This window comes from uncultured Arthrobacter sp. (assembly GCF_947495145.1).
In the GTDB taxonomy this organism is placed as follows: Bacteria; Actinomycetota; Actinomycetes; order Actinomycetales; family Micrococcaceae; genus Arthrobacter_D.
In genome coordinates this window covers 1-19,919 of record NZ_CANLXP010000012.1, presented here as the reverse complement: position 1 = coordinate 19,919, position 19,919 = coordinate 1, and the positions used below count along the sequence as shown (strand labels likewise).

Below are 19,919 nucleotides of genomic sequence, written 5' to 3'. Positions count from 1 at the left end.
AGGTGAACGTTAGTTGAACCACCGGGCCAAAGCCACCGGATCTGCAGAGGGAGGCACATCTACGGCCTAAGCTGGATCCGTGGATCCTGTACTGCTGAGCCTCGTAGCCGGGGTGGTCGGCCTCGCCATCGGTGTGGCCGGCATGCTCGCCCATCGGGCCAGCGAGGCACAGCGCCGTGTGCGCCTTGACTCGGATGAACCGGTGCTCCCCAAAGGAGCAGCCGATGTGCTCTCAGTCGTCGGCCGCGCGTACGTGATTGTCGACGGTATCGACGGAGTGGTCCGGGCAAGTCCGGCCGCCTACGCGTTTGGGCTGGTACGCGGGCACACGATCGTGCACCGCGAACTCCTCGACCTCACCGCACGAGTGCGCAGGGACGGAGTAATCGAGGAACGCCAGCTCGAACTTCCCCGTGGCCCGCTGGGACAGGGCACCATCATCGTGCAGGCGCGCGTCGCCGCGCTGGGTGAGGAGTACATCCTGATCCTCGCTGATGACCGCACGGAGATCACCCGCACCGAAGAGATCCGTAACGACTTCGTGGCAAACGTGTCCCATGAGCTGAAAACGCCCGTTGGAGCCATCTCGCTCCTGGCTGAGGCGCTGGATGACGCCGCATCGGACGAGGTGGCGGTGCGCCGTTTCGCGCAGCGGATGCACAAGGAATCGGGTCGTCTGTCGGCCCTGGTCCAGGACATCATCGAGCTTTCCCGCCTGCAGGGTACCGACGTCGTGCGCCGTGGCAAGCCCGTCAATATCAACTCGGTGATCGCCGAGGCAGTGGACCGCAACAAGCTTCCTGCGGAGAGCAAACAGATCGACATAGTGGTCGGCGGGAAGATCGACGCTCCCGTGTACGGGGACCCGGACCTGCTTATGACGGCTTTCCGCAATCTCATCGACAACGCCATCCGCTATTCACCGGACGGAACCAGGGTCGGCATTGGCCTCCGTTCCCGCGACGGGCTGGCGCAGATTTCCGTCACGGACCAGGGCCTTGGCATCACAGCCGAGGAACAGGAACGCATCTTCGAGCGCTTCTACCGCATCGATGCGGCGCGCTCCCGGCAGACCGGCGGGACGGGCCTGGGCCTGAGCATCGTCAAGCATGTGGTCTCGAACCACGGCGGCGAAGTGACCGTGTGGTCGCAGCAGGGCCAGGGCAGCACCTTCACGGTGCGCCTGCCGGAGATGGAAACAGCCGACGACGCCGGCACCGGGCCGGCTGCCAGCATCACCGCGCGTGCGGAGCCGGAAAACAGCCACGAAGGTGCGCAGAGCGAGCAGGGCAACAGTGCCCGGAATCAAGGAGTGAAAGCGTGAGCCGAATCCTGATCGTTGAGGACGAAGAGTCCTTCAGCGACCCCCTGTCCTACCTGTTGGGCAAGGAGGGATTTGACGCCGTCGTTGTTGACAACGGCCTTGATGCGCTGACGGAGTTCGACCGCGCAGGGGCGGACCTGGTGCTCCTCGATCTACAGTTGCCCGGCCTCTCGGGAACGGAAGTGTGCCGTCAGCTGCGGCAGCGGTCAAGTGTGCCCGTCATCATGCTCACGGCGAAGGACTCGGAGATCGACAAGGTGGTCGGACTTGAACTGGGAGCCGATGACTACGTGACCAAGCCCTATTCATCCCGTGAACTGGTCGCTCGGGTCCGGGCCGTCCTGCGCAGGCAGGGCGAACCGGAAGAGCTGATTTCCAGTACCGTCGCAGCGGGACCGGTACGGATGGATGTGGAGCGCCACGTCGTAAGCGTAAACGGCGAGCAGGTGCCGCTGCCGCTGAAGGAATTCGAGCTGCTCGAGATGCTGCTGCGCAATTCCGGCCGCGTGCTCACCCGCGGACAGCTCATCGACCGTGTCTGGGGCTCCGACTACGTGGGGGACACCAAGACTCTCGACGTTCACGTCAAGCGGCTTCGGGGCAAAATCGAACCGGACCCATCAGTGCCGCGGCACCTCGTGACCGTGCGCGGGCTGGGTTACAAGTACGAGCCCTAGGCCACTCAAGCACACGAAAGGCGCCGGTCCTCGGACCGGCGCCTTTCGTTGAAGTTCCTAGTGCTCCTCTTCAGCTGCCCCTTCGACGGCATCCTCTGAGGGTGACGGCTCCGGAGTGAATCCGCCGGGCACGAACTCGCGGTATTCCTCAAGCGTTCCGTCAAGGACTGGTACGCGGAACGTCTCATTCTCTGAGTTCACGGTGAATTCGAGGTCTACCAGCGATCCGGGGATCTCGCTGATGCCCTGGAGCGTGCCGTCGTCGTCCACTTCGTCTTCGAAGACGTATTTGCCTTCGGCCTCGATGGTGATCTGTGAATTTTCGTTCTCGCCGTCAATGGTCACCTGGACAGGGGAATCGGACTCGTTGAAGAGTGTGCCCAGGAGCGTGCCCGGTTCCCCTTCGTCGGAAGTGATGATGAGGACATTGCGCAGCAGTACCGGACCGACGCGCTCAACGATTCCGTCCGAGGCGGCGTACTCAATGGTGGTGGCCTGCTCGTTCACTGCGGAACAACCGGTTGCTCCAAGGAGAGCCAGTACAGCGCTTCCGGCAGCTACTGCCAGCTGTACTCGTTTCTTCGGGGCAATCTTCACGGCACTAACTCCTGAGGGTATGGTCACGGGGACCGGCGGACATCGCTAATGAACAGCCTATCGGCATCGAGGAAGATTATCGGACCCGGTAGTGCGTTTATAACGCATGGAACTCCGCCTGCAAGCATCAAAACCGTCCTGCGTCAAGAGCGGAATGATAGCTAATTGAGCGCCGTTCGCCCCGCTGACCTGCGAAAACGCGTAATCGGCGTGTCGTTTTCGTGATAAACTGATCTGCGGGAAAGGGGATTATCCACATGGTTTTTGAGGTCGGCGAAACAGTTGTTTACCCTCACCACGGCGCAGCAAAGATCGAAGAGATCAAGATGCGCGTCATCAAGGGCGAAGAGAAGATGTATCTCAAGCTCAAGGTGGCACAGGGTGATCTGACCATTGAAGTTCCAGCAGAGAACGTTGACCTCGTCGGGGTACGCGATGTTGTGGGCAAGGAAGGCCTTGAGCACGTTTTCGACGTACTCCGGGCTGAATTCACCGAAGAGCCCACTAACTGGTCGCGCCGCTACAAGGCCAACCTGGAGAAGCTCGCATCGGGAGACGTCATCAAGGTTGCCGAAGTAGTTCGGGACCTCTGGCGCCGCGATCACGATCGCGGTCTGTCTGCCGGTGAGAAGCGGATGCTGGCGAAGGCCCGCCAGATCCTGATCTCGGAACTTGCCCTGGCAGAGAAAACTGACGAAGAGAAGGCAGCCACGGTACTCGACGAAGTACTGGCTTCCTAGGAAGAAAAAGGACCGCGTAACTGCGGTCCTTTTCTTTTTCCTGCTTGCTGCATCGGCGAAAAGCAGGAAACCTGGAAAAGCAGCGATGCGCTTCGCGTAGGGTGAAGCTGTGTCTGTTGATCCAACACGCGTCGGCGTGATTGTTGTTGCCGCTGGAGCCGGAGAGCGTCTCGGTCACGGAATACCCAAAGCGCTCGTTCAGTGCGCCGGTCGCACCCTGCTTGAACATGCACTCGACGGCGTCTTTGCAGCGGCAGTGGCTGGGCATGTCCGGGTGGTTGTACCGGCCGGCGCCGCAAAGCTGCGTTCAATAGTCGAAGCGCAGCGCCAACCCCGAGTCACCGTCAGCGCTGTCGACGGCGGCGCAAGCCGGCCCGAATCCGTCCGTGCCGGTCTGGATGCCCTACCTGATGACGTCGACATTGTGCTCGTCCATGACGCAGCCCGTGCCCTCACCCCGCCGCAGGTTTTCCGGGCTGTGGTAACTGCGGTCCGGAACGGTGCAGCCGCCGTCGTGCCGGGGATTGCAGTATCGGACACCATCAAGGTAGTGGAGGGGAACACGGTGACATCCACCCTCGACCGCACCTCCCTGCGCGCAATCCAGACGCCCCAGGGGTTCGACGCCGCAACCCTGCGGGCCGCCCACGGGGCATCGAGGAGTGACAGTGTCATCACCGACGACGCGATGCTGGTGGAATCCCTCGGCATCCCGGTATCGGTCGGCCAGGGCGATCCACTGGCGTTCAAGGTGACAACGCCCAACGACCTGATGCTCGCCGAAGCGCTCGTGCATCAGGCGCGCAGATACGCCAGGGAGCAACAGTGACCGCCAATATTCCACGCACCGGCATTGGCATCGACGTCCACGCCTTTGCCCCCGCCGATCAGCCGCGAACGCTCTGGCTGGCTGGGCTCGAATGGCCGGGAGAGCGCGGGCTGGCCGGCCATTCCGACGGCGACGCCGTGGCGCACGCAGCAGCTGACGCCCTGTTCTCGGCCTCCGGGACGGGCGACCTCGGCACGAATTTCGGCACCGATCGGCCCGAGTACGCAGGCGCCTCCGGTGTTACCCTCCTGGCGGAAGCGGCACGAATTGTGCGCGAGGCAGGTTTCGAGATCGGGAACATCGCCGTCCAGCTTGTTGGGAACCGACCCCGCTTCACGCCCCGCCGCGTGGAAGCCGAGGCAGTACTCTCCGAGGCTGCGGGTGCGCCGGTCACCGTGTCGGCGACCACCAGCGACGGGCTGGGTTTCACCGGACGAGGCGAGGGGATAGCAGCAGTCGCGACCGCCGTCGTCGTGCGGCTCTAGCGGGTGTCCAGCGAGCTGGGCCATGCGCAAATTCTGTAGTCTGGATCCGTGAGCCTGAGATTCTATGACACCGCAACCGCAGAAGTCCGGGATTTCGCGCCCCTGACACCAGGCGCCGCGCGGGTCTACTACTGCGGCGCCACCGTGCAGGGCATGCCGCATGTGGGACACGTGCGCTCCGCCATCGCGTTTGACCAGCTCATACGCTGGCTCCGGGTGTGCGGTTACGCAGTCACAGTGGTACGCAACGTCACTGATATCGACGACAAGATTCTCGCCAAGTCGAAGGCGTCCTTCGAAGAAGCGCCGTCAGATCCGGACGCCGTGCCCAATGAAGAGTGGTGGGCCCTGGCTTACCGCTATGAGCAGGAGTTCCTCAAGGCGTACGACGCCCTCGGCGTGCAGCGGCCCACCTATGAACCGCGGGCCACCGGCCACATTCCGGAGATGCACGAGCTCATCCAGCGGCTCATTGACCGTGGTCATGCCTATCCGGCGGCGGACGGCTCTGGGGACGTCTACTTCGACGTTCGCTCCTGGCCCGCGTATGGAAGTCTCACGCGGCAGAACGTAGATGACATGCAGGCGGCGCCCGACGTTGATGAACAGTTCGGCAACCGCAAAAGGGACCCCCGCGACTTCGCCCTCTGGAAGGGCTGGAAGGAAGGCGAGCCGGAAACGGCGGCCTGGCGCAGCCCGTGGGGCAGCGGCCGCCCGGGCTGGCACCTTGAGTGCTCCGCGATGGTCACGAAGTACCTTGGCGCTGAGTTCGACATCCACGGCGGGGGCCTCGACCTGCGCTTTCCTCACCACGAGAACGAGATGGCACAGTCCCAGGCCGCGGGACACCCCTTCGCCCGGATCTGGATGCACAACGGGATGGTGACCTACGAGGGCGAGAAGATGTCCAAGTCCGTGGGCAACACGATCAGCCCGGACGAAATGCTGCAGCTCGCAAGTCCCCGGGTGGTCCGCTACTACCTCGGGCAGGCCCATTACCGCTCTGTACTGGACTATCGGCCCACTTCGCTCCAGGAGGCAGCTGCCGCCGTCGAACGCATCGACGGATTCCTTGCAAAGGCGGGCACATCCAAGGCGGGCACCGTCGGACCCACGCCGGATTGGCAGGACCTGCCGGAGGGGTTCGCGGCGGCGATGGATGATGACCTCAATGTGCCGCGGGCGCTGGCTGTTCTTCACGAGACGGTCCGGGCCGGCAACTCCGCGCTGGCAGTCAGGGACGACGACGCGGCCGCCCGCGCCGCAGCGGCTGTCGCCGCCATGACCGCTGCGCTGGGGCTCGATGATGCCCGCCCCGCGTCCGGAAACCAGGAAAGCCCCGAACGCTCTGCTCTGGACTCGCTGATTCGCTCACAACTGGCGGATCGCGCAGCAGCACGAGAAGGAAAGGACTGGGCTCGCGCGGACGCAATCCGGGATGCGCTGGCGGGAGCCGGCGTCGTCGTCGAGGACTCCGCTGACGGTGCGCGCTGGAGTCTCGCCCGGGACTGAGTCCTTCACCAAAGCGGGAGGGGAAGGACAACACGCCCGCCCGCGTAAACTGGAATCACGCAAGTCCTCTATCTGAAGGTGTTTCCCCATGGCCAACCACGGACGTCCTGGTGCTATCCGCAAGACCAAGAAGGGCCCCAGCATCGGCACGGGCGGGCACGGACGGAAGTCGCTTGAGGGCAAGGGGCCAACGCCCAAAGCCGAGGACCGCCCCTATCACAAGGCCTACAAAAGCAAGCAGCTCGGGGAGCGTTCCGCCGCCAAGCGCCTTGCCGGCAAGGCCGCTTCCGGCCGCGCCAAGTCGAAGTCCGGCGAAGAGTATGTGACCGGGCGCAACGCTGTTGTCGAGGCGCTACGTGCAGGCATTCCCGCGAAGGCGCTGTATGTCGCCATCCGAATCGACGTTGATGACCGCGTCCGCGAGTCCCTGAAGCTCGCCACTGAGCGCGGAATCCCTCTCATGGAAACCGGCAAGCCCGAACTCGACCGTCTGGCGGACGGATCAGTGCATCAGGGAATGATGCTGCAGATTCCGCCCTATGAGTATGCCGACGGCCAGGATCTGGCCCGCGAGACGGTTGCAAAGTGGAAGAAGGGGCATATCCGGCAGGCGCCGCTGTTCGTCGCACTGGACGGCATCACGGATCCCCGCAACCTGGGTGCGATCATCCGGTCGGTATCGGCCTTCAGCGGTCACGGCGTGATCGTGCCCGAGCGTCGCTCGGTGGGCGTCACTGCGTCCGCCTGGAAGACCAGCGCCGGAGCAGCGGTGCGCGTACCGGTGGCACGCGTGGGTAACCTGAACTCCACGCTGAAATCCTTCAAGGACCTGGGAATTTTTGTGCTGGGGCTCGACGGCGACGGCGATGTTTCACTGCCCGGGCTCACCCTGGGCGCCGATCCGGTGTGCCTCGTCGTCGGCTCTGAGGGCAAGGGCCTCTCGCGTCTCGTACGCGAAAACTGCGACCAGATCGTGTCCATCCCGATCGACTCGGCCATGGAATCGCTGAACGCGTCCATGGCCGTGGGAATCAGCCTGTATGAAATTTCGCGCCAGCGGGCAACCGAAGCGCGCTAGGAAACGAATCGCCTTTATGAGCATGACCACCGAGATCGTCCAACGTTCCCAAGCCTTCCCACTGGGCGTTCGTCGGTGTGAGGGAAACCAGCCGGACCTCTTCAACGTCGCTGTGTATGCACCTGACCTGGATGCGGTCGAACTGCACTTCCAGAATGAGGACGGCGAATGGGAAGCCGCTGTCCTCCCGGAGATCACGGACGGTGTCCACCACGGACTCGTAAGCGGGATGGGCGGTTCGGCGAAGTACGCGTTCTGGCCGGCCGGGGTGCCGCTCCCGACGGGGCCCGGAGAATCGCAACTGCTCCTGGACCCGTACGGCCGCGCTGTCGATACCGTTCAGGCGGGCGAGGAGCCCACCTACTTCTCCCTTGTGGTTGACCAGGAGTTTGACTGGGGGTCGTCACGCCGCCCAGCCACGCGCTGGCGGGACACAGTCATCTACGAGGCGCACGTCAAGGGGCTCACCCAGCTGCACCCGGATATTCCCGAGGAGCTTCGCGGAACCTACGCGGGCCTGGCCCACCCAGCTATGATCGGGCACCTCAGGGAACTGGGGGTGACCGCCGTCGAGCTCCTGCCCATCCACTTCCACATCGATGAACCGCATCTGGCTCCGCTCGGCCTCACCAACTACTGGGGCTACAACACGCTGGGATTTTTCGCCCCTCATCCCGAGTACGCCACCGAGGTCGCCCGCAAGGCCGGACCCAAGGCTGTGCAGGACGAGCTGAAGGGCGCGATCCGCCTCCTTCACGAGGCCGGCATCGAAGTGATTCTCGACGTGGTCTACAACCACACAGCCGAAGGGCCGCAGGGTGGGCCCGCACTGTGCTGGCGGGGCTTGAGCGAGATGAAGTACTACCGCCATTCCGACGACGGCCGGTACCTTGACACGACCGGTTGCGGAAACACGGTCAACTTCACGGAGCCCCGCGTCATTCAGTTCGCGCTGGATTCACTGCGCTACTGGGTGGACGAGTTCGGCATCGACGGCTTCCGCTTCGACCTTGCCGTCGCGCTGTGTCGCGATGAGACCCACCAGTTCACGCCGCGGCATCCGCTGCTGATCGCGATCGCGGCAGACACCGTCTTGAGCGGCGTCAAGCTCATCGCTGAACCCTGGGACGTGGGCTACAACGGCTGGCAGACGGGCAACTTCCCCCAGGGTTGGGCAGACTGGAACGACCGCTTCCGTGACACGGCCCGGGACTTCTGGCTCTCCGATCAGGCAGCCCTGGCCGACGGGCGGCGCGCCGGCACCGCGGCCCGGCTGGCCAGCTGCCTGGCGGGTTCGGCCGAGGTGTTCGCCCGTTCCGGGCGTACCGCCGTGTCCTCCATCAACTTCGTCACGGCCCACGATGGCTTCACGCTGACGGATCTCACGGCCTACAACCGGAAACACAATGAGGCCAATGGTGAAGCCAACCGGGACGGTCACAACGACAACCGCAGCTACAACCACGGTGTGGAGGGACCAACGGAGCAGGAGACTATCCTCGCTGCGCGGTCGCTGACAGCCCGGAACCTGATGGCGACGCAGCTCCTCGCGCTCGGGGTTCCCATGATCACCGCCGGTGACGAATTCGGCCGGACCCAACTCGGCAACAACAATGCCTACTGCCAGGACAACGAGCTGGCATGGGTGCACTGGAACCACGACGACGGCGCAGGCACCATGCTCACGGCAACACGGGAACTGCTGCGCATCCGCCGCGAATTCCTCAGTGAGCAGCCCGCTGGGTACCCGGCGCGGGAAGAAACTTCCTACCTGCTGTGGTTCAACGCCGACGGCGAGCCGATGTCGCAGGAACAGTGGTCGGACCAGGAATGCCGAACCATTCAGCTGCTGCTGGGATCGCCGGACGGGGCCCTTGACGGGCTCATTGTCGTCAACGGACAGCTGGAAGACCGCCGGGTGGTTCTACCGTCCGCAGCGGCACTGGAAAAACTTGGGGCGCTTGAGAGCCGGAACCAGATGTTTGAGCTGAGATTCACCACTGCCATCAGCCAGGCAAAACGCCGCGGCGCCCGTCTCCGTGCGGGAGAAGCGGACACCGCGGCGTCGAACTCGGTTACTGTCTACCGCGCCTAGGCGTTCACCACGAGCCCGAGTTCAGCCTTGGACGCCAGGCTCTCATGCTGGGGCAGAACGCGAACGGTATAGCCGAAGGAACCGGAGTGGTCGATGGTGATTTCGCCGCTGAACAGGAACCGGCCGCGCCCGAGGTCCTCTTCGACGCGCAGTTCGGCTACCGCCACGTCGTTCAGATCGTCGCTGTCTGACGCGCGCCCGTAGACCACTTCCACTGTCACGTCGTCCGGGCCGAGGCTTCCGAGGGAGACGTAGGCGTTGACGGTCAGGGAGTCTCCGATCTGCGGTTCCTCCGAGACGCCCAGGGAGTCGACGTGCTCAACCTGCACCGCAGACCAGCCGTCCTTGATCTTGGAACGCCATGAGGCCATCTGCCGGGCGGAGCTGTAACCGTCGGCGATCGCGAGCTGCCCTGAGCGCCAAGCGGGCTGGTACAGCCGGCTTACATAGTCCTGCAGCATGCGTTCCGCAGAAACCGCCGGGCCTAGCTTCGCCATGGTGTGCTTGATCATCGCCACCCACTGATGCGGGACGCCGTCGTTCGATGCTGACGACGCTTCAGCCGCGCCGAACCCGGGTGGGCGGACAGTGCTGTAGAACCGGGGAGCAACCTGTTCCTCAATGAGGTCGTACAGGGCGGACGCTTCGATGTCATCGCGCTCGTCGGCGGAAGCTCCGTTGTTGGCAGTGGGAATAGCCCAGCCGTTGTCGCCGTCATACATCTCGTCCCACCAACCGTCCAGAACAGACAGGTTGAGGCCGCCGTTGATCGCTGACTTCATGCCCGACGTGCCGCAGGCCTCGAGCGGGCGGAGCGGATTGTTGAGCCACACGTCACAGCCGGGGAAGAGCGTTCGGGCCATCGCGATGTCGTAATTCGGCAGGAAGACGATCCGGTGGCGTACCTCGGGGTCATCAGTGAATCGGACCAGATCCTGGATCATGCGCTTGCCCTGCTCATCGGCGGGGTGTGACTTTCCAGCGATAACCAGCTGAATAGGGTTCGTCGGGTGAAGCAGGAGCGCCTTCAGACGATCGGCGTCGCGCAGCATAAGTGTGAGCCGCTTGTAGGTGGGTACGCGGCGGGCGAAACCGATTGTCAGTACATCCGGGTCCAGGACGTTGTCGGTCCAGGCAAGTTCCGCGTCCGCTGCTCCGCGCTTCTTCCAGGAGGACCGCAACCGGGAACGCACGTCGTCGATGAGGTTGGAGCGCATGATCCGCCGCAGCCGCCAGATGTCGGCGTCCTCAACGTCATACACACGGGCCCACTGCGGGTCCAGCACCGATTCGGCGCCGAAGCTCTCCCGGGCAAAATCAGCGATGAGCGGATCCACCCAGGTGGGCACATGGACACCGTTCGTCACCGACGTGATCGGAACTTCGCGAGCGTCGAATCCCGGCCAGAGCCCCGAGAACATTTCACGGGACACTTCCCCGTGCAGCTTCGCCACGCCGTTCGCGCGCTGCGCCAGCCGCAGCCCCATGACGGCCATATTGAACTTCGAGCCGTCACCGCCGTCGTAATTCTCTGCGCCAAGCTCCAGGACACGTTCGGTGGGAACCGATGGGGCCAGGCCCGCGTCGAAGAAGTGCTGGATCTGCGCGCGCTCAAAGCGGTCGATGCCGGCAGGAACGGGCGTGTGAGTGGTGAACACGGTGGACGCACGGCCGGCGGTGAGAGCTTCCTCCCATGACATCGGCTGCTCATTGGAAGAGTCCATCAGCTCGCGGATGCGCTCGATGCCGAGGAAGCCGGCGTGCCCTTCATTCGTATGGAAGACCTCGGGCGCAGGCATGCCGCTCAGCCGCTGGAAGATCCGCAGCGCCTTCACCCCGCCCATGCCCAGCAGCAGTTCCTGCTGCAGACGCTGATCTCCGCCACCGCCATACAGCCGGTCGGTGACATTGCGTGCCGCCTCGTCGTTGCCCGGAACGTTGGAATCCAGCAGCAGCAGCGGAACACGGCCGACGTCGGCCCGCCAGATGTGGGCGCGCAGCTCACGGCCGTTGGGCAGCGGCAGCACTACCGTCGCTGCGGTTCCGTCTTCCTCGCGCAGGAGCGTCAGCGGGAGACCGTCCGGGTCGAGGACGGGATAGGTTTCCTGCTGCCAGGCGTCGCGGGAGAGGGACTGCTTGAAGTAGCCGGCCTGGTAGAGGAGTCCGACGCCGACAAGAGGCACGCCCAGGTCGGAGGCGGCCTTGAGGTGGTCGCCGGCCAGGATACCGAGGCCGCCGGAATACTGGGGCAGCACAGCGCTGATGCCGTATTCGGGCGAGAAGTAAGCAATGGACCGCGGGGCGTCGTCGCCGAGGGACTGATACCAGCGGGGTTCGGACAGGTAGCGCTCAAGATCATCGCCAAGATCCTGAATGCGAGCGGTAAGTTCCTGATTGGCAGCTATCTGCTGCAGCTGCTCACGGGTGATGGAGCCGAGGAACTGAACCGGGTCGTGTCCACTGGCTTCCCAGGCCTCAGGATTGATGTCGTGGAAGAGACGCGCAGTCGGCAAATGCCAGGACCAGCGTAGGTTGCTGGCCAACCTGCCTAGGGGAGCGATGCTCGCCGGAAGAACGGTACGGACTGTAAACCTACGGATTGCCTTCACGTTCGGTAGGTTAGCGCACATTCATCCGCCGGAGCGCGTCCCGTGCCCTCATGTGCGTAAACGCTTGCATTGTGTCGGCCGCCTCTTCTGCTGTTTAGGAAGTCTTCTGCTGTTTAGGAAGTCCCCTTAGCAATCTGGCCCGATAATGGATAACGTCTAGTCTGTGACCACTTCGAGCGAGGCGACACGAACAAGGGCAGGCGCATCCATGGCTGAAGAATTGCGGTTCGGAAGAATTCCCATCAGCAAGGTAACTCCGGTGGTCGAGTGCGGATTGTTTCCCTCCAAGGCAATCCCGGGCTCGGACATCACGGTAGGGGCAACGGTATTCCGGGAGGGCCACGACCAGCTGGGCGTATCGGCAGTGCTGCTCGACCCGAAGGGTGCGGAGGTGCAGCGCGTACGTCTGACGCCCCTTGGCATGGGCACAGACCGTTACGAGGGCACGCTCCGGCCTGCCGCCGTCGGGCTTCACTCCTTTCTGATCGAGGGCTGGGGCGATCTCTATGAAACCTGGCATCACAACGCCACCGTGAAGATCGATGCAGGAGTTGACGTTGAGCTGATGCTCGAAGAAGGGGCGGCGCTCTTCACCTCCCAGTCCTCCTCGCGGCCGGCTGCCGAGCGGGACCTGTTCCTGGCCACCGCTGAGCGCCTGCGAAACCGGGAGCTGCCGGTTGATGAGCGTCTCGCAGCCGGGCATTCGGCCGGCATCCAGGAGGCCATCGAACGAGAGCCCTTGCGGGCACTGGTTTCCCCATCGCGTCCGTACCCGATCCTTGTGGAGCGTGAGGCCGCGGGCCGCGGCTCCTGGTACGAGTTCTTTCCGCGGTCCGAGGGCGCCAGCTATGACCCCTCGACGGCACAGTGGACCTCCGGCAATTTCACTACTGCGGCCCGAAGGTTGCCAGCGGTCGCGCAGATGGGTTTCGACGTCGTCTATCTGCCTCCCATCCACCCGATCGGCACCACGCACCGGAAGGGCCCTAACAACACGCTGAACGCGGGGCCGGGTGATCCCGGATCACCGTGGGCAATCGGCGCACCCGAGGGCGGCCATGATGCAATCCACCCGGACCTCGGTACCTTCGAGGACTTCGACGCGTTTGTGCAGCAAGCCAAGGAACTGAACCTTGAGGTGGCGTTGGATCTTGCCCTTCAGGCTTCCCCTGACCACCCGTGGGTCACCGAACACCCCGAATGGTTCACCACCCGGGTGGACGGTTCCATCGCCTACGCCGAGAACCCGCCCAAGAAGTATCAGGACATCTTCCCGATCAATTTCGATAATGATCCGGACGGCATCTACAACGAGGTCCTGCGCATCGTCCTGTTGTGGATCAGCCATGGCGTCCGCATCTTCCGGGTGGACAACCCGCACACCAAGCCGGTGCAGTTCTGGGAATGGCTCATCGCGCAGGTGAACAGCAAGCACCCAGACGTCATCTTCCTTGCCGAGGCGTTCACCAGGCCCGCCATGATGCATGCGCTTGGCCGCGCCGGGTTCCAGCAGTCATACACCTACTTCACCTGGCGGAACACCAAGGAGGAACTGGAGCAGTACTTCACCGAGGTCAGCAGGGAAACCCCCGCGTTCTTCCGCCCCAACTTCTTCGTGAACACACCGGACATCCTCACGGAGTACCTCCAGTACGGAGGGCCCGCAGGGTTCAAGGTGCGGGCGGTCCTTGCGTCCATGGCAAGCCCGCTGTGGGGCGTGTACTCCGGTTATGAACTCTACGAGCACGTCGCCCGACCGGGGGCGGAGGAGTACATCGACAACGAGAAGTTCGAATACCGCCCGCGCGATTACGAGGCCGCTGAGGCCCAGGGGCGAAGCCTGGCTCCCTACCTCACCCGGCTCAATGACATCCGCCGCTCCCATCCGGCACTCGGCGACCTGGAGAACCTCACGGTTCACAGCACCACTGACGAAGCAATACTCGCCTTCTCCAAGCACAAGGAGGGTCTCGGCGAGGATGGACGGGGCAAGGACACATTGATCGTCGTCGTCAATGTTGATCCCCACAGCGCGCGGGAATGCACCGTATCCCTCAACCTCGAGGCTCTCGGCCTCGAGGAGGACGACTGGAATGAGGACGGCACCTACTGGGTGGAAGACCTCATCACCGGTCAAAGTTGGCAGTGGGGAGCCCACAACTATGTCAGGCTGGACGCCCACGTGGAACCGGCACACATCCTTTCCGTCAGGAGGACTCGTTAGTGGCGAATCCGTTTCAGCTGCATGCCCCAGGTCTTGCACACGACCCGCACTGGTACCGCAAGGCCGTGTTCTACGAAGTGTTGGTGCGCGGTTTCGCGGACGCCAACGGCGACGGGTCGGGAGACTTCACCGGACTGATCGACAAGCTCGACTACCTGCAGTGGCTCGGAGTCGATTGCCTCTGGCTACCGCCATTCTTCAAGTCCCCGCTGCGTGACGGCGGCTACGACATCGCGGATTACTACGACGTGCTCGACGAGTTCGGCAGCCTGAGCGATTTCAAGCGGCTGGTGGCCGAAGCGCATGCACGTGGCGTGCGCGTCATCATCGACCTTCCGCTGAACCACACCTCTGACAAGCACCAGTGGTTCGAGGAATCCCGCACCGATCCCGACGGACCGTACGGCGACTTCTACGTCTGGAGCGATACAGATGAGAAGTACCAGGACGCCCGGATCATCTTCGTCGACACCGAAGAGTCCAACTGGACCTTCGACCCGGTCCGCCGGCAGTTCTTCTGGCACCGGTTCTTCAGCCACCAGCCGGATTTGAATTTCGAGAATCCCAAGGTGACCGAGGCGCTGTTCGACGTTGTGAGGTTCTGGCTGGACCAGGGTATCGACGGCTTCCGCGCGGACGCGATCCCGTACCTCTTTGAGGAAGAGGGCACCAATTGCGAGAACCTGCCTGCAACGCACACGTTCCTCAAGGAGCTTCGTGCCATGGTGGACGAAAACTACCCCGGACGGGTGATCATCGCCGAGGCCAACCAGATGCCTGACCAGGTGGTGGAGTACTTCGGCGACGACGACGGCGCGGAATGCCACATGTGCTTCCACTTCCCGATCATGCCGCGGCTCTTCTACGCGCTGCGTGACCAGAAAGCCGCGCCGATCATCGAAACGATGGCGGAGACTCCGGACATCCCTTCCGGCGCGCAGTGGGGCACATTCCTTAGGAACCACGATGAGCTCACGCTTGAGATGGTCACCAACGAGGAACGCGAAGCGATGCTCGGGTGGTACGCGCCGGACTCCCGGATGCGGGCCAACATCGGTATCCGGCGCCGGCTTTCTCCGCTACTGGACAATTCGCGGGCCGAGGTGGAACTCATTCATGCGCTGCTCCTCTCGCTGCCCGGAAGCCCGTTCCTGTACTACGGCGACGAGATCGGCATGGGTGACAACATCTGGCTGGAGGATCGCGATGCCTCGCGCACGCCGATGCAGTGGAATCCGGACCGGAACGCCGGTTTCTCGACTGCGGACCCCGGAAAGCTCTACCTGCCGGTCGTCCAGTCCCTTGTGTATCACTACAACCACGTCAACGTTGAGGCGCAGTTGGCAAGCTCGAGCTCACTGCTGCACTGGATGCGGCAGATGCTGGCTGTGCGCCGCTCCCACCCTGCCTTTGGCCTGGGCTCCTACCGCAACGTACCCACTGAGGCCGAGCCCGTACTCGCCTTCATCCGTGAGGTGCCGTCGGATAACCCTGAAGGCGAACAGCCGGAGGTTATCCTCTGCGTGTTCAACCTGTCCCAGCATCCGGTTGCCGCACGCCTTCACCTGCCCGAATACTCGGGCAGGGGACTTCGGGACCTCTTCGGCGGTACACCCTTCCCTGCATTCGGCGAAGACGGCGATCTGACCCTGACCCTGGGCAGCCACGACTTTTACTGGTTGCGACTGCGCTCGGCCAGTTCCAATGTGGCGTCTCCGAATACCGAAGCCATCCCCGTAATTCCTATTTCGAAGGCAGTGCAGTAATGGCCGCATCGACGTCACCCCTTCCCGAACTGCTCGCATCCTGGATGCCTAACCAGCGCTGGTTCCCCTCGAAGGGCAGGGAGATAGAGCTGAGCCGCGTTGGCGGAATCCGGCTTGAAGACCCGACGGGCGAGATTGGCGTTGAGGTCCACATCGTGGGAGTGGAATCGGGACGAAGACTGGACGTTGTCAATGTGCCCCTCACCTTTCGTTCAGAGCCGCTACCCGGCGCGGAGGCTGCGCTTCTGGGTGAAACCGAGCATGACGAGTTGGGACGCCGATACGTCTACGACGGCACTCATGACCCCGTCTTTGTCTCCGCCTGGCTGGAACTGATCCGCACCGAGGGCGGCACAGGGGACGGCCGAACCACGGCTACAGCTCTAGGCGGCTTCGCATCGACCGCAGCAATAACGCCGTCCGCGGAGATTTCAGTGCTCGGCGGTGAACAGTCCAACACTTCGGTGGTGATCTCTTCCGGCGAGACGCCGATGATTCTCAAATTCTTCCGGGTCCTCGCTGCGGGGGAGAGCCCCGATGTACTGGTGAGCGCGAAGCTCACCGATACCGGGTCCACCGACGTCCCGCAGACGTTCGGTTGGGTGATGGGCAGCTGGCAGGACGGGAGGTCCGACGACGAATGGGTCACCGGGCACCTCAGCGTGCTGCGGGAATTCATCCCCGGCAGCAAGGATGCCTGGCGGCAGGCCATCACAGCACTGGAAGCGGGCCAATCCTTCACCAGTGAGGCTGCGGAGCTCGGCCGCGTCATCGCGCGGGTTCACCTCCAACTCGCCGAAGCCTTTGGAAGCCGCCCTGCAACTGAGCAGGAAAAAAGCGAGTTTCGGGAATCCCTGGCCAACCGCATCGATTGGGCCTGGCGGGAGGCGGGATCCACAGTCGGTCCGAGCGACGAGGAGATCCAGTCAGTCATCGGCGAGGTGCAGGGGCTGGCGGAGCTTCCCAAGCTTCAGCGCATCCACGCGGATCTGCACCTCGGCCAGATTCTCGCAACAAGTGACGGCACCTGGCTCGTCCTTGACTTCGAGGGCGAACCGCTCCGCCCGGCCGCCGAACGAAGCGTGCCCGATGTGCCTGTCCGCGACGTAGTTGGCCTTGTGCGTTCCCTTGAGTACGCAGCCGGAGTGGGTGTACACGAAGGCTCGGTCTCGTCGTCGACTGCCGAAGCATGGGCCAGGGAATCGGTGGAAGCTTTCCTGGCCGGGTACTCCAGTGAAGCCGGATCAACGGTGAACCGTGCAGGTTCCCTCTTCCGCGCTCTATGGCTTGACAAGGCACTCTATGAGGTGGTGTACGAATTGAGAAACCGGCCAAACTGGGTGGACGTACCCGTATCGGCAGTGCGGCGCATGCTCAAGGGCAGCGGTTCCGCAGCAGAGCAGACACCGAGCCCAGTCGCCGCTGGGCAGGAGAGCGAGACGCCATTGGTTCAGGACCAGACCACCTCGAACGCATCTTCCGCAGACCCGATTCCGGTGGAACCGCACGTCCTCCAGGAGGTATCCGAGGGCCGGTACTACCAACCGCACGCTGTGCTTGGAGCGCATCTGGACCAGCACGGGCATGTGACCATCCGTACGCTTCGCCGGTTGGCGGAGCGTGTCACCGTGGTAACGGGCACCGGCCGCGTTGAGCTGACCCACGAGCACAACGGCATCTGGGTCGGCACCCTCGAAGCGGAGCGGCCGGGGCATGTTCCTGACTACCGCCTGGAAGTGGTGTACGACGGCGCGCCTCAACTGAGCGACGACGCCTACCGCTTCCTGCCCACGCTGGGTGAGATCGACATGCATCTGCTGGCTGAGGGACGGCACGAAACCCTATGGACTGCGCTCGGGGCACACGTTCGCCGTTATGCTTCGGCCCTGGGTGACATCTCGGGCGTCAGTTTCGCCGTGTGGGCGCCAAACGCCCAGTCGGTCCGGGTCAAGGCCGACTTCAACGGTTGGGATGGCTCGGTCCATGCGATGCGGTCACTTGGCAGCTCCGGAATCTGGGAGCTTTTCGTCCCGGGCGCGGAAGCTGGAGCCCGCTACAAGTTTGAAATCCTTGGTCGTGACGGGCAATGGCGTGAGAAGGCCGACCCGATGGCGCGCGGCACGGAAGTGCCGCCGCTCACCGGCTCCCGGGTGGTGGAGTCCCGGTATGTGTTCGGTGACGACGAGTGGATTCAGCGGCGCAGCTCCAGCGATCCGCACAACGGGCCCATGAGCGTTTACGAGGTACACCTTGGGTCCTGGCGGGTAGGTCTGGACTACAAGCAGCTCGCGGAAGAACTGGTCGAGTATGTGCGCTGGCAGGGATTCACCCACGTTGAGTTTATGCCGGTTGCGGAGCACCCATTCGGTGGTTCGTGGGGTTATCAGGTGACGTCCTACTTCGCGCCGACGGCCCGCTTCGGCCACCCTGACGACTTCAAGTACCTCGTGGACAAGCTTCACCAGGCGGGTGTCGGCGTCATCATGGACTGGGTGCCGGCGCACTTCCCGAAGGATGAATGGGCGCTTGCACGGTTCGACGGAGACACGCTGTACGAGCACGGCAACCCGCAGTTGGGTGAGCACCCCGACTGGGGAACTCTGATCTTTGACTATGGCCGGAGGGAAGTGCGCAACTTCCTCGTGGCAAACGCCCTGTACTGGCTGGAGGAATTCCACATCGACGGGCTGCGTGTTGATGCCGTGGCCTCGATGCTTTACCTGGACTATTCACGCGAGGATGGCCAGTGGCAGCCCAACCGGTTCGGAGGACGCGAGAATCTCGAGGCGATTTCCTTCCTGCAGGAGGTGAACGCCACGGCATACAAGCGGGTACCGGGCATTGTGATGATCGCGGAAGAATCCACCGCGTTCGACGGCGTCACACGTCCCACATCACAGGGCGGCCTTGGTTTCGGAATCAAGTGGAATATGGGCTGGATGCACGATTCCCTGCAGTACATTTCCGAGGACCCGATAAACCGGGTGCACCATCACGGCAAGGCGACATTCTCGATGGTGTACGCATACACCGAGAACTTCCTGCTTCCGATCAGCCACGACGAGGTAGTGCACGGTAAAGGATCACTCCTTCGTAAAATGCCGGGCGATCGATGGCAACAGCTGGCCAACGTGCGTGCCTACCTGGCTTTCCAGTGGGCACATCCGGGCAAGCAGCTGATCTTCATGGGCACAGAGTTCGCGCAGGAATCGGAATGGTCTGAGCAGTACGGACTGGACTGGTGGCTGTCGGACACAATCCCGCATAAGGGTGTGCAGAAGATGGTGCAGTCGCTCAACTCCATCTACCGCGATACGCCGGCGATGTACGTTCGGGACAACGATCCTTCCGGATTTCAGTGGATCGACGAGAACGACGGCGCCCACAACACCCTGTCCTTTATCCGGTGGGACACGCAGGGGAATCCCCTTGTCTGCATTGCAAACTTCTCCGGTTCCCCGCACGAAGGCTATCGGGTCGGGATGCCCTGGTCGGGACAATGGACCGAACTGCTCAACACGGACGCGGAGGAGTTCGGCGGCTCAGGAGTGGGAAACATGGGTCTCGTAGAGGCGGTTGAGGGAGCACACAACGGACTGCCCGCCTATGCCGATCTCAGGGTCCCACCCCTCGGAGTTCTCTACCTGACGCCAGCCCAGGTCTAACTCCTCAAAGTCGCCCCGGGGTCGGATTTACAAGTCCGCTCCCGGGGTGCTAGAGTTTATATCCGCGCCGACGATCACTTCGGATCCGGCCGACATCCACATCTAGTGAAGATCAGGTTCATTTCTGGTTGCCGCGAAATGTGTGTGAAGGGCGGATTTGACGGGGTGGGGTTTGGCGGGTAAGTTTGAAAAGTTGCTCCGGAGCGATGATGCGGCCTTGAGGGTTGTGTTTGGTGCCGGGTGCTTCTGTTGTTTGAGAACTCAATAGTGTGCCATGTTTGTTGATACCGATTGTTTTTTGATTGGTTGATTTGCTGG

At 63.0% G+C, this 19,919-nt stretch carries 14 protein-coding genes; 11 read left to right on the top strand and 3 right to left on the bottom strand.

The annotated features are described in order from the left end of the window. The first annotated feature begins 79 nt into the window (after nucleotides 1–79). Together Q0877_RS10500 and Q0877_RS10495 are read left to right on the top strand one after the other, a co-directional pair. Nucleotides 80–1,324 carry a cell wall metabolism sensor histidine kinase WalK gene (locus Q0877_RS10500; RefSeq protein ID WP_299167519.1) on the top strand — a complete coding sequence of 415 codons (1,245 nt, stop codon included), beginning with the start codon at nucleotides 80–82 and terminating at the stop codon, nucleotides 1,322–1,324. Continuing rightward, a complete protein-coding gene (locus Q0877_RS10495; RefSeq protein ID WP_299167517.1) occupies nucleotides 1,321–2,001 on the top strand; it encodes a response regulator transcription factor in 681 nt (226 codons plus the stop codon). Before Q0877_RS10500 ends, Q0877_RS10495 begins: the two co-directional genes overlap by 4 nt. Before the next feature lie 57 nt (nucleotides 2,002–2,058). Here the strand turns inward: Q0877_RS10495 and Q0877_RS10490 are convergent, their stop codons facing one another. Then, complete coding sequence (locus tag Q0877_RS10490) at nucleotides 2,059–2,598, bottom strand: hypothetical protein (protein ID WP_299167515.1); 540 nt, start codon at nucleotides 2,596–2,598, stop codon at nucleotides 2,059–2,061. A 257-nt stretch (nucleotides 2,599–2,855) separates the two neighbouring features. Here Q0877_RS10490 and Q0877_RS10485 point away from each other — a divergent pair, with 257 nt between their 5' ends. The 6 genes from Q0877_RS10485 (at nucleotide 2,856) to glgX (ending at nucleotide 9,337) form a co-directional block, all read left to right on the top strand. Continuing rightward, nucleotides 2,856–3,338 carry a CarD family transcriptional regulator gene (locus Q0877_RS10485; protein WP_056546372.1) on the top strand — a complete coding sequence of 161 codons (483 nt, stop codon included), beginning with the start codon at nucleotides 2,856–2,858 and terminating at the stop codon, nucleotides 3,336–3,338. Between the two features lie 109 nt (nucleotides 3,339–3,447). Then, the gene (gene ispD / locus Q0877_RS10480) at nucleotides 3,448–4,167 is read left to right on the top strand and encodes a 2-C-methyl-D-erythritol 4-phosphate cytidylyltransferase (RefSeq protein ID WP_299167510.1); all 720 of its coding nucleotides are present in this window, start codon (nucleotides 3,448–3,450) and stop codon (nucleotides 4,165–4,167) included. Then, a complete protein-coding gene (gene ispF / locus Q0877_RS10475) occupies nucleotides 4,164–4,652 on the top strand; it encodes a 2-C-methyl-D-erythritol 2,4-cyclodiphosphate synthase (protein ID WP_299167509.1) in 489 nt (162 codons plus the stop codon). The genes ispD and ispF overlap by 4 nt, the downstream gene beginning before the upstream one ends. 48 nt (nucleotides 4,653–4,700) lie before the next feature. Continuing rightward, complete coding sequence (gene cysS, locus Q0877_RS10470) at nucleotides 4,701–6,164, top strand: cysteine--tRNA ligase (protein WP_299167507.1); 1,464 nt, start codon at nucleotides 4,701–4,703, stop codon at nucleotides 6,162–6,164. 88 nt (nucleotides 6,165–6,252) lie between these two features. After that, the gene (gene rlmB / locus Q0877_RS10465; RefSeq protein WP_299167505.1) at nucleotides 6,253–7,242 is read left to right on the top strand and encodes a 23S rRNA (guanosine(2251)-2'-O)-methyltransferase RlmB; all 990 of its coding nucleotides are present in this window, start codon (nucleotides 6,253–6,255) and stop codon (nucleotides 7,240–7,242) included. Nucleotides 7,243–7,258: 16 nt separating this feature from the next. Then, nucleotides 7,259–9,337, top strand: a complete 2,079-nt coding sequence (gene glgX, locus Q0877_RS10460) for a glycogen debranching protein GlgX (RefSeq protein ID WP_299167504.1) — start codon at nucleotides 7,259–7,261, stop codon at nucleotides 9,335–9,337. On the opposite strand, the gene glgP is transcribed toward glgX, so the two are convergent. After that, the gene (glgP, locus tag Q0877_RS10455; protein WP_299167503.1) at nucleotides 9,334–11,946 is read right to left on the bottom strand and encodes an alpha-glucan family phosphorylase; all 2,613 of its coding nucleotides are present in this window, start codon (nucleotides 11,944–11,946) and stop codon (nucleotides 9,334–9,336) included. The genes glgX and glgP overlap by 4 nt on opposite strands. A 208-nt stretch (nucleotides 11,947–12,154) precedes the next feature. On the opposite strand from glgP, the gene Q0877_RS10450 reads away from it, so the two are divergent. From Q0877_RS10450 to glgB, 3 genes are read left to right on the top strand one after another with little or no spacing between them, the layout of a single operon-like run. Then, a complete protein-coding gene (locus Q0877_RS10450) occupies nucleotides 12,155–14,170 on the top strand; it encodes an alpha-1,4-glucan--maltose-1-phosphate maltosyltransferase (protein ID WP_299167502.1) in 2,016 nt (671 codons plus the stop codon). Further along, a complete protein-coding gene (treS, locus tag Q0877_RS10445) occupies nucleotides 14,170–15,936 on the top strand; it encodes a maltose alpha-D-glucosyltransferase (protein WP_299167500.1) in 1,767 nt (588 codons plus the stop codon). The genes Q0877_RS10450 and treS overlap by 1 nt, the downstream gene beginning before the upstream one ends. Beyond that, nucleotides 15,936–19,601, top strand: a complete 3,666-nt coding sequence (gene glgB / locus Q0877_RS10440) for a 1,4-alpha-glucan branching protein GlgB (RefSeq protein WP_299167498.1) — start codon at nucleotides 15,936–15,938, stop codon at nucleotides 19,599–19,601. Before treS ends, glgB begins: the two co-directional genes overlap by 1 nt. A gap of 118 nt (nucleotides 19,602–19,719) precedes the next feature. On the opposite strand, the gene Q0877_RS10435 is transcribed toward glgB, so the two are convergent. After that, on the bottom strand, nucleotides 19,720–19,919 hold a 200-nt coding region (locus tag Q0877_RS10435; RefSeq protein WP_299167496.1), incomplete at its 5' end, for a hypothetical protein.

Excerpts from the sequence above, each read along its gene's own strand:
- Q0877_RS10485 (WP_056546372.1), top strand. The coding sequence starts at position 2,856 with ATGGTTTTTGAGGTCGGCGAAACAGTTGTTTACCCTCACCACGGCGCA.
- rlmB (WP_299167505.1), top strand. The coding sequence starts at position 6,253 with ATGGCCAACCACGGACGTCCTGGTGCTATCCGCAAGACCAAGAAGGGC.
- glgX (WP_299167504.1), top strand. The coding sequence starts at position 7,259 with ATGAGCATGACCACCGAGATCGTCCAACGTTCCCAAGCCTTCCCACTG.
- Q0877_RS10450 (WP_299167502.1), top strand. The coding sequence starts at position 12,155 with ATGGCTGAAGAATTGCGGTTCGGAAGAATTCCCATCAGCAAGGTAACT.
- glgB (WP_299167498.1), top strand. The coding sequence starts at position 15,936 with ATGGCCGCATCGACGTCACCCCTTCCCGAACTGCTCGCATCCTGGATG.